Source organism: Phaeodactylibacter xiamenensis (genome assembly GCF_000759025.1).
Taxonomy (GTDB): Bacteria; Bacteroidota; Bacteroidia; order Chitinophagales; family Saprospiraceae; genus Phaeodactylibacter; species Phaeodactylibacter xiamenensis.
On sequence record NZ_JPOS01000034.1, the window covers coordinates 155397 to 168159 of the forward strand.

Consider the following 12763-nt stretch of genomic DNA (forward strand, 5'->3'; position numbering starts at 1 on the left):
TTAAAGTTACAAAATACGCGGGCATGGACCAGACAACTAAATAGGAGGGGGGCTGTTTTTCACAAAAGAAGACCAATACAATTGATATGTTCACAGGAATAATCGAAGCCTCAGGAGAAGTACGGGAAATTAAGCAGGAAGGTACAAACGTACATTTTACCATTGCCAGCCCGATCTCTGGTGCCCTAAAGGTTGATCAGAGTGTAGCGCACAATGGCACCTGCCTTACAGTGGTAAAGTTGGACGAAGGCACCCACACCGTCACTGCAATCGAAGAAACCCTGAAGCGGACCAACCTTGGCGACTGGTCTGTAGGCAGCCTGGTCAATCTGGAGCGGGCAATGAAAGCAGATGCCCGCCTCGATGGCCACATGGTGCAGGGGCACGTGGATGCCACGGCTGTTTGTACGGAAGTAGAAACCCGGGACGGCAGTTGGTACTATCGCTTCAAGTATCAGCCTACGGAAGAGCACCTGCTGGTAGATAAAGGTTCCGTTTGCATTAACGGCGTGAGCCTTACGGTGGTAGAGCCGGTGGGGGACCGTTTTTCGGTAGCTATCATCCCCTACACCTATGAGCATACCAACTTCAAGGACCTTGAGGCAGGAGACCGTGTTAACCTGGAATTTGACATCATCGGGAAGTACATAGCCCGCTATGCCCATCTGTACGCTCAAAAAGTCTAAAAACCCGCCGGGCTACCAACATTCCGGAATGGTGAATGTTAATCGCCCGACAACAAAGAATTCAATATGCGTATTGGAATTATCGGTGCAGGTATTGCCGGACTGGCCAGTGCAGTGCGGATGGCTGTGCAGGGGCATGAAGTAGAGGTCTTCGAGGCCAACGACTATCCCGGAGGCAAGCTGTCGCAGTTTGACCTGCAGGGCTACCGCTTTGATGCAGGACCTTCACTCTTCACTATGCCACAGTACGTGGACGATCTCTTCCGGCTGGCAGGTGAAGACCCTCTGGAGCATTTCCAATATGACCGGCTGGATACCGTTTGCCACTATTTTTGGGAAGACGGCACCCGCCTGAATGCTTACGCTGACCCCACTGCATTTGGCAAAGAGGTGGAAGATAAGCTTGGCGTGCCGGCGGATCGGGTACATACTGCATTATCTGACAGTGCTTACAAATACGAGCTTACCGGGCGTATCTTCCTTGAAAAATCACTTCACCGGCTGTCTACCTGGACCAATGCCAAAGTGCTTAAGGCTATGCTGAAGATCCCCGGGCTGGACTTGTTTACAAGCATGAACCGGGTGAACGAGCGCTTGCTGCAGGAGCCCAAACTGGTGCAGCTATTCAACCGTTTTGCCACCTACAACGGCTCCAACCCCTACAAAGCGCCCGGGCTGCTAAGTATCATTCCGCACTTTGAGCATAAGATAGGGGCCTATTTCCCAAGGGGAGGGATGAATGCCATTACGCAGGCCATCTACGACCTGGCGGTCCGCAAAGGCGTGACCTTTCACATGGGGCAACCGGTTGACCGTATCCTGGTGGAAAATGGACGGGCGGTAGGGCTGCAGGTGGGCGAAGCACAGCACCACTACGACCGCATTATCAGTAATATGGACGTCTTCTTCACGTATAAGAAGTTACTCCCGGATGCCAGGCATCCACAGCTTACGCTAAAGCAACAAAAGTCGACCTCCGCCCTGATTTTTTACTGGGGCATTCGGCATAGCTTTGAAGAGCTTGGGCTGCATAATATTTTCTTCAGCGAAGATTATAAGCAGGAGTTTGCCCTGCTGGAAGCCGGAGAAGTGTATGAAGATCCGACGGTCTACGTTAATATTTCCAGCAAATGCGAGCCGGGTGATGCCCCCGAAGGCCACGAGAACTGGTTCACAATGATCAACGTCCCTTATGATAGCGGACAGGATTGGGATGCCATCATTGACCGGGCCCGGGAGCAGGTTATCCAAAAAGTAGGCCGTATACTGGGCGTGGACCTGAAATCCCTAATCGTTTGTGAGGATATTCTGGACCCCAGAAGCATTGAGTCTAAAACCCGTTCTCATCTCGGGGCCCTTTATGGTACGAGTTCCAATAACCGTATGGCTGCCTTTATGCGGCACGCCAACTTTTCCAACCGGATCAGGAATCTGTACTTTTGCGGAGGCAGTGTGCACCCCGGTGGCGGCATTCCACTTTGCCTGCTTTCTGCCAAAATTGTAGAGGATGTAATGGAAGCTGCCTGAGCAGCAATTGAAAATTGAAGATTCAATCAATGACAAGTAAATCTCTGGAAGCCCCTAACTGGAAGTTTTTGGGCCTGCAATCGGCAGATTTGTCGATTGCGGTGCTGTCGGTTTTATACCTGGTCGGCATTGTGGGCATTTTACTGCCCATTCATCCGGACTTCATCCTGCTCACGCCCCTCAATCTGTTGGTTTCGGTAGGCCTGGTGCTTTGGTATCACGGTGAGTGGCAACGCAAGACTGTTTTGTACCTGCTGATTGCCTATCTGGCAGGCTTTGGGGCAGAGCTGTTTGGTGTTCAGACCGGGCTGTTGTTCGGGGATTATGCCTATGGCCGTGTGCTTGGGCCTAAGATTTGGGGTACACCGCTTATGATTGGCGTAAACTGGCTGATGCTTGGCTACTGCGCAGGAATTCTGAGCAATACACTGCTCGGGCAGCGCAGCTTCTGGCTTCGGGGTACCCTGGCCGCATTAATGATGGTGGGCCTGGATGTAATGATAGAACCGGTAGCGATGGCCTATGGGTTCTGGTCCTGGGAGGGCGATGTGGTACCCCTGCAAAATTACCTCGGCTGGCTGGCGGTAGCCTGGCCCCTGGAAGTCCTCTTTGCTTACTGGCACCCCGCGCGGCGCAACAAAGTGGCAGTGGCGTTGTTTTGCCTACAAATCATCTTTTTTGCAGCCCTGCTGATTTTTTAAACTTCAATCGTTAGGACACAAATGAATGTAATCCTTTATTCACTGATCACCCTGGCAGCCGTAATTGGTATGGAGTTTATGGCCTGGTTTGCGCATAAGTACATTATGCATGGCTTTTTGTGGAACTGGCATGAGGACCACCATAAGCCCCACCATGAGAAGGACGGCTTTTTTGAAAAGAACGACCTGTTCTTCCTGGTTTTTGCCATTCCAAGCGCGATTTCCTACATCGTAGGTCTGGCTGTGCCGGGTTATTTCTGGCTGTTGTTTGTTGGCATCGGGATCTCTATTTATGGTATGATTTACTTCCTGATTCACGATGTATACATTCATCAGCGTTTCAAGTGGTTCCGGCAGCTCGACAGCAAGTACTCCCGTGCCATCCTGCGGGCGCATGGTGCCCACCACGCTAAGCGTGAAAAGGAAGATGGAGAGTCTTTTGGGTTACTAATCGTCAACCCAAAGTACTTCCGAAAGCGCAGTGAGTGGGCAAAAGAAGAGGCCAAAGCAGGTTAAACCCCTCCTCAGGATTAGCATCTATGCCGCAGTATTGGTATTTTTGGAATATAAGACCTCAAAACTGTGGAAAATAAATATCTAGCCAAGGTTAATCAATCGCTCAGCGAGCCCGTCCCGGAGCATACCAATATGGATGACAGCCTGCGGGCTATTCTCAAAGTGGTTCGCCCCCTTAGCGAGGACCTGAGGGAAGAGAAGTTCTACCTGAATAAGCCCTGGCTGGAATTCAGGGATGATGAAAACTTCCACGATGCCATCCTTCACTTTTTCAATGAAGAGAACGAGTACCTGAGGTCCACCAATGGTGACGTGGAAGTCGGAGAGTGGCGTTACCTGAGCAGTTCCAATAAGCTTATGGTTAGTTTAGATGAAGAAGAACCCTCAGAACTGTACGACCTCGCTTTCCTGGATCCGGAATTTTTTATCCTGTCCAAGCATGGAGACAATAAAAAGCTGGGCCGCCCCGAGTACCTGGTCATGCTGCACGAGCGTGTGGGCAGTAGGCTTGTTTGGAGGGAAGCCCTCGAAAAGCTGTTCAATAAGTACCGCAACAACAATAGCTTTCTGATCACCGTCACCCTCATAGTCCTGGCTTTAATTGCGCTTGTGGTACTGTTGTCTTATTAGCACGCTACAGGGTAGGGTGCCTGGTAAATAGGTGCGCTTGGTGCAGGTTATTGTCCGGACTACACTACCCCCTGCCATATCGTTTAGATGAAAAAAAAGCGCCCACTGCACGATTTTCGAGGAGTGGGCACTTTGCTTTGGTGGTATGCACAGAACTGCGTAGGGTTTAACCCTGCAGTGCCTTCTTCATAGTCTCGCCGATGGTTGCAGGAGATTTCACGACGTGCAGGCCACATTCTTCCATGATTTTCATCTTGGCTTCTGCGGTATCCTCTGCGCCGCCGATAATTGCACCGGCGTGACCCATTGTACGACCTTTGGGAGCTGTCTGACCGGCAATAAAACCAACTACAGGCTTAGTGCCGTGCTCTTTGATGTAGCGCGCAGCTTCAGCTTCCATGCCACCGCCAATTTCACCAATCATGATGATGCCATCCGTGTCAGGGTCATTCATCAGCAATTCGACAGCTTCCTTAGTGGTGGTACCTACGATGGGGTCGCCACCGATACCGATGCAGGTAGATTGGCCCATTCCGGCTTTGGTCACCTGATCAACGGCTTCGTACGTCAGAGTGCCGGAGCGGGAAACGATACCAATGCGCCCCGGGTTGTGGATAAAGCCAGGCATAATACCGCATTTCGCTTCGCCCGGTGTGATGATACCCGGACAGTTAGGTCCGATAAGGCGGCAGTCGCGATCCTTAATATAGGCCTTGACCTTAACCATATCCTGTACCGGAATACCTTCCGTAATACAGATAATGACCTTAATGCCGGCATCAGCTGCTTCCATGATCGCATCACCTGCAAAGGCAGGGGGTACAAAAATAACGGCAGTGTCTGCACCTGCATCCTTAACAGCATCGGCAACTGTATTGAAAACCGGCTTTCCTAGGTGCTCCTGACCACCTTTTCCCGGCGTTACGCCTCCTACGACGTTGGTGCCATACTCGATCATCTGCCCGGCATGGAACGAGCCTTCCTTCCCGGTGAAGCCCTGCACAATGATTTTAGAATCCTTATTGACAAGAACTGACATAACTATGGTTTTATCGATTGTTGTTGATCTTAATCTTCAATTTCTTCAATGATGAATACATCTTCGCCCTGCTTTTTCATGTAGTACTGCTCGCGGGCAAACTTTTCTTTATTGACTTCCAAATCCAGGCGTTCCTGTTTGGCTTCCTCTATTTTCTCTTCGTATATCGCTTTGTCGCGGTGCATCTTATTAACGGTGCGCTGCAACTTTATTTGAGTCAGCACGCCATGATTGTCAAAGAAGACCATCCAGCCCAGGAACAGCGCCAGGGTAACGAAGTATTTGTTCCTCAGGGGCGCGGGCAGTTGCTCCAAAAGTGGCTGTAGCGGATTGCTTATTTTTGCCATGACAATCGGTTTATAAAGTTAGTGGGTCTGACGAACATACGAAGATGAAGGCAGACCCACTAATTATCTCAGAAAAAAGAGGGCTTGACCCGATATGCCGGTTACTTCTTTAAAATAGAAGTGCCCGGGTAGTAAGCCTGATCGCCCAGCTCTTCTTCAATGCGGATAAGCTGATTGTACTTCGCGATCCGGTCCGAGCGGGAAGCCGAGCCGGTCTTGATTTGTCCGGTATTCAGTGCTACGGCCAGGTCAGCAATTGTGGTATCTTCTGTCTCGCCGGAGCGGTGGCTCATCACACTTGTCATAGAGTGGCGGGTCGCCAGGTTTACCGCTTCAACTGTCTCCGTCAGGGAGCCAATCTGATTGACTTTGATCAGGATAGAGTTGGCAGCACTTTCGTCAATGCCACGCTGCAGGCGCTCCACGTTGGTCACGAAAAGGTCATCACCCACCAGCTGTGTGCGGTCGCCGATAGCCGCGTTCAGCGCTTTCCAGCCTGCCCAGTCGTCTTCATCCAGGCCATCCTCAATAGAGAAGATCGGGTAGTTGTCGACCCACTGCTTCCAGTAGTCTACCATTTCAGAACTGGTCAGCTTATCGCCGGTGGACTGATGGAAGTGGTAGACTTTCTCATCGGCATTGTAGAACTCAGAAGCGGCGGCGTCCATTGCGATGTAGATTTCTTCGCCCGGCTTGTAGCCTGCCTTCTCGATCGCAGTCAGGACCGTTTCAATCGCTTCCTGATTGGACTTGATATTCGGTGCAAAGCCACCCTCATCACCAACGTTGGTGGAGTAGCCTTTGTCCTTGAGTACATTTTTGAGGTGGTGGAAGATTTCCACGCCCATGCGCAAGCCTTCGGAGAAAGTGCTTGCACCTACCGGCATGATCATGAATTCCTGAAAGTCAATGCTGTTGTCTGCATGCGAGCCACCATTGAGGATGTTCATCATCGGTACCGGAAGGACGTGGGCATTCACACCGCCCAGATAGCGGTAAAGGGGCTGTACGGTTGACTCAGCAGCTGCTTTGGCGCAAGCCAGCGACACGGCCAGAATAGCATTGGCACCGAGCTTACCCTTGTTTTTAGTGCCGTCAATTTCCAGCATCAGCATATCGATGTAACGCTGATCCGTCACGTCAACACCAACGAGCTCTTCCAGGATGACTTCGCGGATGTTTTCCACCGCTTTAGTCACGCCTTTGCCCAGGTAACGGCTTTTGTCGCCATCGCGAAGCTCTACCGCTTCATGTTTACCGGTAGAAGCACCTGAAGGCACCGCCGCACGGCCCAGGAAACCATCTTCTGTAATGACTTCTGCCTCTACAGTCGGATTGCCTCGGGAGTCCAGTATCTGTCGGGCTGCAATATCAAGGATAATACTCATGTTGGTTGGTTTTAATTCTCTATATTCTGTTAAGCACCTAAAAATAGGTGTAGGTTCGCTATCCTGCAGTGTTTACAGGATTAATTTTCCATTAAATTCACGAAATGGTCGAAGAGGTAGCGGGCGTCATGCGGGCCAGGGGAAGCTTCGGGGTGGTACTGTACCGAGAAAGCCTTCTTGCCACGGATGCGCATGCCCTCAATCGTATCGTCGTTAAGGTTGATATGGGTAATTTCCACCTTGTCAGCGTTTGCCTGTAAGGCTTCCGGAGATACACCGAAGCCATGGTTTTGGCTGGTGATTTCACATTTGCCGGTAGCCAGGTTTTTGACCGGGTGGTTAATACCGCGGTGCCCGTGGTGCATCTTGTAGGTCGGGATGTCTACCGCCAGTGCCAGAATCTGATGGCCCAGGCAGATGCCAAACAGCGGTTTATCTTCTTCCAGTATGGCTTTGGCATTCTGAACCGCATAATCCATCGGTGCGGGGTCGCCGGGGCCGTTGGACATGAAGTAACCATCTGGCCCCCATTCACGGATTTCCTCAAGGGGCGTTTTGGCCGGGAAGATTCTCATGTAGCAGTTGCGCTCTGCAAAGCTGTTGAGTATGTTCTGCTTAATGCCAAAGTCCATCACCGCAACTTTGTACTTCGCGTGCGGGTCTCCAAAGGTGTAAATTTCCTTAGTGCTGACCTTAGAAGCCAGCTCCAGCCCATCCATGGAAGGCACTTCCGCCAGTTTTTGCTCCAGTACTTTCAGGTCGGTGGTCTCCGAGGAGATGATGGCGTTCATGGCTCCCTTGCTGCGAATATGCCGCACGATAGCACGAGTGTCTACGCTGCAAATGCCCACCAGGCCTTCTTCCTCGAAGTAGTCCTGAATGGACTGATCAGCGATTGGGCGGTGGTATTCGTTGGTGTAGTTCTTGCAGATCAATCCATTGATCTTGATGCTGTAAGACTCTGACTCCGTACGCTTGGTACCGTAATTGCCAATATGGGCATTCGTCATCACCATCAGCTGGCCATAGTAGGAAGGATCGGTGAAGATCTCCTGATAGCCAGTCATACCAGTATTGAAACAAATCTCTCCGGTGGTGGTGCCAATTTTTCCGGCGGAAAGACCGTGAAAAACGGTCCCATCTTCTAATAATAATACGGCGGGAACTTGCTGAATGTCGCTCATTAACTTGAGGAATTTCGCGCAAAGATAAGGCACCGGGGGCTAAAAGCAAAGCTTGTGCCTTACTCAAACTCCACCAGTGCCCGGAATAGCCGCTCGTTTTCTTCCGGCGTTCCCACGGTGATGCGCAGGCAGCCCTCGCACAGCGTCACCCGGGAGCGGTCCCGCACGATGATACCCCGGTCTACGAGGTAGTTGTAAATGCCGGTCGGGTCCTCCACTTTTACAAGCAGGAAGTTGGCATCAGAAGGGTAGATACGCTCCGCGAAAGGCAGCCCGCCCAGGTATTGCTGCAGCAGGGTACGCTGACCAAGCAGTTGCTTTACTTGTGCTTCCTGTGCTTCCTGTTTGTCTAAAGCCTTTAATGCTGCCTCTTGGGTCAGTTGGTTGATATTGTAAGGGGGCTTCACTTTATTGAAATACCCAATGATCTCTTCAGAGGCAAAAGCCATACCCAGCCGTATGCCTGCCATGCCCCAGGCCTTGGAAAAGGTTTGCAGGACAACAAGATTGGAATATTCCGGTAGCAGGCGGATAGCACTTTCCTGAGCAGAGAAGTCAATATAAGCTTCATCCACCACCACAATCCCCGGGAAGCCTTTTGTGAGTTCCCGGATCAGCCCGGGGCGAATGCTGTTGCCGGTCGGGTTGTTGGGGCTGCAGATGAACAGCAGTTTGGAATGGGCATCGGCTTCAGCCAGCACCGCCTCAACATCCGGCTGAAAACTACCCGGGCGCAGAGGGATTTCCTTCACCGCCACATTGGAAATGTCAGCGGATACCCGGTACATGCCGTAGGTAGGTGGCAGGATGATGATGTGGTCGGCCCCGGGCTCACAAAAAATCCGGAGCAGCAGGTCAATCGCTTCGTCACTGCCATTGCCGAGGAAGATGTGCTCCGGGGCAATGCCTTTGAGGGTACTGATGGCCTGTTTGAGCTTCCACTGCAAGGGGTCCGGGTAGCGGTTGTAGCCGGTCTCATACGGGCTTTCGTTGGCATCCAAAAAGACCTCGGCCTTCCCTTTGAACTCCGAACGGGCAGAGGAGTAGGGGGTGAGGCGGTTGATGTTGGGGCGGACTAGGTTTTGTATCATAGGAACTTTTGTTGTATTTTGTATTGTTCTTAAAGAAAAACGAATGACAGTAAAAACTGATCGGCTTCAACTTATTGCTTTGATCGCCTCAACGGAGGACGAGCAACTTATTACTGAATTGAAAGAAACTGCTGAGCGCCGAAAAGTCTTACAATATTTCAGTGAACCTACTCGCACCTATATTTCCGTGGAAGAACTTGCTCAGGAACAAAATTACAACCTGCGAGAGGTGCTTTCCGCCAGGGGGGCTTTAGATATAGATGGAGAAGAGTATTCTGAATTATTAAGGCTTCTGGAAGAATGATATTATTGTTTGACACGAATCTCATTCTTGATTTTCTCCGGGATGGTGCAATTACTGCAGCTATTGATGAACAGTTCAATTTGAGTGCTGCTTCTGGTATTCTTGCCATTTCAGTGGTGTCAATAGGAGAATTGAATGCTTTGGCGTTAAAACGGAATTGGGGACCTAAACGAGTAGAAAGCATATACCACGAATTAAATAAGTTTTTAGTCATTCCCATTAATAGTAAAGATGTCCTTCGATTGTATGGTGAAATTGATGCATTTAGTCAGGGCAAACTAAAAGGTCAACCTCTCCCTGCCGGTTTGTAATCCCGTAATATGGGTAAAAATGATCTTTGGATTGCTGCATCAGCTGCAGCCACTGGAGCTACCCTACTGACAACAGATAAGGACTTTAAGCACCTGGAAGGAGTTTTCATAAAACATCAATATTACGCACCACAAGATTATCTTTAATGCTTTTCGGCCGTCGCTTGAAGTAGCCGGTCGAGTACCTTAAAGTGAGTAAGCTCCTCTTGTTCTTGTACGGTAAGCCCCTGATCAAGCGACTTTCTTTTCAGGCTTCAAACCGGGTATGATTTACTGTTGATGTCCTTAGCTTTTGAAATGCTTTTCTAGGCATATTCTGTAGTATTTCTGCTAACGCTCCATGGATCGTGTCAAGATCATTCATGCTTTGTAGGTTTATGCTCACTTGGTTTCACAGCGCGATTACGCTTTCTCCTCCAACCGAACCGCCACCGCCCGGGCATGCGCCATCAGTTCCTCCGCTTCAGCCATGCGTTGTACCGCAGGCCCGAGCCCCTGCAGCCCCTCCCGGCTTAGCTCCTGAAAAGTGATCTTTTTGATAAAGCTGTCGAGCGAGACTCCGCTGTAGCTGCGGGCGTACCCATCCGTTGGCAGGGTGTGGTTGGTACCGGAAGCGTAATCGCCTACCGACTCCGGGGTGTAGTGCCCCAGAAATACCGAGCCGGCGTTCAGGATTTGTTCGCCCATCTCTCCGGCATCCGCCACGGAAAGGATAAGGTGCTCGGGGGCATAGGCATTGATGAGTTCCACCGCTGCTGCCCGGTCTTCGAGCACTATGGTTACACTGTGGCTCAGTGCTTCTTTGGCTATGTCCCGCCTGGGCAATGTGGCGAGCTGGGCTTCCACTGCTTCGGCTACTGCTTTGGCCATTGTTTCCGAAAGGGTGACGAGCACCACCTGACTGTCGATGCCGTGTTCTGCCTGTGAAAGGAGGTCGGCCGCGACGAATACCGGGTTGGCCGTATCGTCGGCGCAAACGAGCACCTCCGAGGGGCCGGCAGGCATATCAATGGCTACACCACGCCGGCTGGCCAGCTGCTTGGCGGCGGTCACGTACTGATTGCCGGGGCCAAAGATTTTGTAGACGGAGGATACAGTCGCTGTGCCGTAAGTCATGGCCCCAATGGCCTGTGCACCACCGATCTTGAAAATCTGCGTAATGCCTACGAGGTCTGCGGTGTAGAGAATGGCAGGGTTGACTTTGCCGTTTTTATCAGGAGGCGTGCATAAAATCCGCTCCCGGCAACCGGCAATCGTTGCAGGGACGCCGAGCATAAGCACCGCAGAAAACAGGGGCGCCGTACCACCGGGTATGTACAACCCGACTTTTTCAATGGGCACACTTTTGCGCCAGCAGCGCACGCCTGGCATGGTTTCCACTGCTTCCACCGGTTCCCACTGCCGGGCGTGGAAGGTTTCAATATTCGTTCGGGCGAGTTGGATGGCGGCTTTGAGCTCAGGCGCAAGTGTGGCCCGGGCTTCCGCAATCTCCGCTTCGCTGACACGAAAATCGTCAAGGCGTACACCATCGAAACGTTCGGTGTATTCCCGCACGGCTTCATCTCCGCGCTGTTCGATATCAGCGAGGACCCCGCCCACTATTTTATCGAGGTCGGCCGCTGCCATCGTAGGGCGGCGGAGGAGGTCGCCCCAGGTGTCCGGAGCCGGGTTGAGGTAGGTTTTCATCTGCATTACAAAATCATTTTTTCGATGGGAATAACTAAGATGCCTTCCGCACCGGCAGCTTTGAGCTGATCGATGATTTCCCAGAATTGGGATTCATCAATTACGGTGTGGATGGAGTTCCAGCCCGAGGCTGCGAGGGGCATCACTGTGGGGCTCTTCATGCCTGGCAGGATGTTGATGATGGCTTCCGTTTGGCTGGCGGGGGCGTTCATCAGAATGTATTTGTTGTTGCGGGCTTTGAGCACCGACTGTATGCGGAACACAATCTGATCCAGGATGGCTTGTTTGCCCGCAGAAAGCTGTGTATTCCTGACGATACAGGCTTCCGATTTCAGGATGACCTCTTTCTCTTCCAGCCCATTTTTAAAGAGCGTGCTGCCGGAACTGACGAGGTCGCAAATGGCATCTGCCAGCCCGATATTGGGTGCAATCTCCACCGATCCGGAAATCTCGTGAATCTCCGCTTCGATTTGGTGCTTAGCCATAAACTGCCGCAGGGAATTGGGATAGGAGGTGGCAATGCGCTTGCCGTTGAGCCATTCCGGTCCGGGATAAGGCGTATTCTTGGGTAGGGCAATGGACAGCCGGCATTTAGAGAAGCCGAGGGGCAGCACTTCTTCGATTTGCTTTTGCTTTTCGACGAGGGTATTTTGGCCCAGAATGCCAATATCGGCTACCCCGTCCTGCACGTACTGCGGGATATCAGAATTGCGCAGGTACAGAATGTCTATGGGGTAGTTGCTGGCCGAGGCTTTCAGCTGGTCTTTGCCGTTGTTGACCCGGATGCCGCACTCTTTGAGCAGTTCCAGAGAACCATCCAACAGGCGGCCGGATTTTTGAACAGCGATTTTCAAACGTGTGTCTGACATAGTAAACGCGAGGGTTGTGGTGAAACAAAAAAAGAGGTTAACCAGCGAATGGTTAACCTCTTTTGTGGACTAAAGTTGATCAATCAACGGTTCATCTCACACACGATTCCACCATTCACTGCCGGGCAGTGGGAAATGATGTACGTGATGATGCCAGTTGTTGATAATCATAAGTTGTTAAATAAGAAAAGCAGCCTTTTGAGCTGCTTTCCGAAGTGGTGTGGGGCGGATTCGAACCGCCGACACATGGATTTTCAGTCCATTGCTCTACCACCTGAGCTACCGCACCTTAGTTGTGACATTTTTTGCTAATCCTGCTCCTGTAAAAAAAATTGAAATACTCATCTTCGCTATCGCTTCATTCGCATTTCAATTTTGTCGCAGGCTTACGCAAAAACTGGGTTTATACAATTTTCGCTACCCCGCTCTTTTGAAGAAAATAAAATACTCACCTTCGCTATTGCTACGTTCGCATTTTATTTTC

15 protein-coding genes and 1 tRNA gene are annotated in these 12763 nt (G+C 51.1%); 8 read left to right on the top strand and 8 right to left on the bottom strand.

The features are described from left to right. The first annotated feature begins 86 nt into the window (after window positions 1–86). From IX84_RS13365 to IX84_RS13385, 5 genes are all read left to right on the top strand, one after another. Window positions 87–686 carry a riboflavin synthase gene (locus IX84_RS13365; protein WP_044221441.1) on the top strand — a complete coding sequence of 200 codons (600 nt, stop codon included), beginning with the start codon at window positions 87–89 and terminating at the stop codon, window positions 684–686. A gap of 66 nt (window positions 687–752) precedes the next feature. Further along, window positions 753–2213 carry a 1-hydroxycarotenoid 3,4-desaturase CrtD gene (gene crtD / locus IX84_RS13370; protein WP_044221445.1) on the top strand — a complete coding sequence of 487 codons (1461 nt, stop codon included), beginning with the start codon at window positions 753–755 and terminating at the stop codon, window positions 2211–2213. Between the two features lie 29 nt (window positions 2214–2242). Beyond that, window positions 2243–2914 (top strand): carotenoid biosynthesis protein, encoded by a 672-nt coding sequence (locus IX84_RS13375; protein WP_052515994.1) that lies wholly within the window; start codon window positions 2243–2245, stop codon window positions 2912–2914. Between the two features lie 21 nt (window positions 2915–2935). Next, window positions 2936–3430, top strand: coding sequence for a sterol desaturase family protein (locus tag IX84_RS13380; RefSeq protein WP_044221447.1), 495 nt, complete (start codon window positions 2936–2938; stop codon window positions 3428–3430). A gap of 66 nt (window positions 3431–3496) precedes the next feature. After that, a complete protein-coding gene (locus tag IX84_RS13385) occupies window positions 3497–4060 on the top strand; it encodes a hypothetical protein (RefSeq protein ID WP_044221450.1) in 564 nt (187 codons plus the stop codon). Window positions 4061–4226: 166 nt separating this feature from the next. Here the strand turns inward: IX84_RS13385 and sucD are convergent, their stop codons facing one another. From sucD to hisC, 5 genes are all read right to left on the bottom strand, one after another. Beyond that, window positions 4227–5099, bottom strand: coding sequence for a succinate--CoA ligase subunit alpha (gene sucD, locus IX84_RS13390; protein WP_044221452.1), 873 nt, complete (start codon window positions 5097–5099; stop codon window positions 4227–4229). A 29-nt stretch (window positions 5100–5128) separates the two neighbouring features. Continuing rightward, window positions 5129–5446, bottom strand: coding sequence for an FtsB family cell division protein (locus tag IX84_RS13395; protein WP_044221455.1), 318 nt, complete (start codon window positions 5444–5446; stop codon window positions 5129–5131). A 101-nt stretch (window positions 5447–5547) separates the two neighbouring features. Continuing rightward, window positions 5548–6834, bottom strand: a complete 1287-nt coding sequence (eno, locus tag IX84_RS13400) for a phosphopyruvate hydratase (protein WP_044221457.1) — start codon at window positions 6832–6834, stop codon at window positions 5548–5550. An 80-nt stretch (window positions 6835–6914) separates the two neighbouring features. Beyond that, on the bottom strand, window positions 6915–8018 hold the full coding sequence (carA, locus tag IX84_RS13405; RefSeq protein ID WP_044221460.1) for a glutamine-hydrolyzing carbamoyl-phosphate synthase small subunit: 1104 nt from the start codon (window positions 8016–8018) through the stop codon (window positions 6915–6917). Window positions 8019–8077: 59 nt separating this feature from the next. Further along, the gene (gene hisC, locus IX84_RS13410; protein WP_044221464.1) at window positions 8078–9109 is read right to left on the bottom strand and encodes a histidinol-phosphate transaminase; all 1032 of its coding nucleotides are present in this window, start codon (window positions 9107–9109) and stop codon (window positions 8078–8080) included. Window positions 9110–9152: 43 nt separating this feature from the next. On the opposite strand from hisC, the gene IX84_RS13415 reads away from it, so the two are divergent. The 3 genes from IX84_RS13415 to IX84_RS34595 are packed head-to-tail and all read left to right on the top strand — an operon-like array spanning window position 9153 to window position 9871. Beyond that, a complete protein-coding gene (locus tag IX84_RS13415; RefSeq protein ID WP_044221469.1) occupies window positions 9153–9413 on the top strand; it encodes a hypothetical protein in 261 nt (86 codons plus the stop codon). Next, complete coding sequence (locus tag IX84_RS13420; protein WP_044221473.1) at window positions 9410–9724, top strand: PIN domain-containing protein; 315 nt, start codon at window positions 9410–9412, stop codon at window positions 9722–9724. The genes IX84_RS13415 and IX84_RS13420 overlap by 4 nt, the downstream gene beginning before the upstream one ends. A gap of 9 nt (window positions 9725–9733) precedes the next feature. Then, a complete protein-coding gene (locus IX84_RS34595) occupies window positions 9734–9871 on the top strand; it encodes a PIN domain-containing protein (RefSeq protein WP_152605045.1) in 138 nt (45 codons plus the stop codon). Window positions 9872–10126: 255 nt separating this feature from the next. On the opposite strand, the gene hisD is transcribed toward IX84_RS34595, so the two are convergent. The 3 genes from hisD to IX84_RS13435 form a co-directional block, all read right to left on the bottom strand. Further along, window positions 10127–11410 (bottom strand): histidinol dehydrogenase, encoded by a 1284-nt coding sequence (hisD, locus tag IX84_RS13425; RefSeq protein ID WP_044221657.1) that lies wholly within the window; start codon window positions 11408–11410, stop codon window positions 10127–10129. A gap of 5 nt (window positions 11411–11415) precedes the next feature. After that, complete coding sequence (gene hisG, locus IX84_RS13430; RefSeq protein WP_044221476.1) at window positions 11416–12279, bottom strand: ATP phosphoribosyltransferase; 864 nt, start codon at window positions 12277–12279, stop codon at window positions 11416–11418. Between the two features lie 216 nt (window positions 12280–12495). Beyond that, window positions 12496–12568, bottom strand: a tRNA-Phe gene (locus IX84_RS13435). Window positions 12569–12763 lie beyond the last annotated feature (195 nt).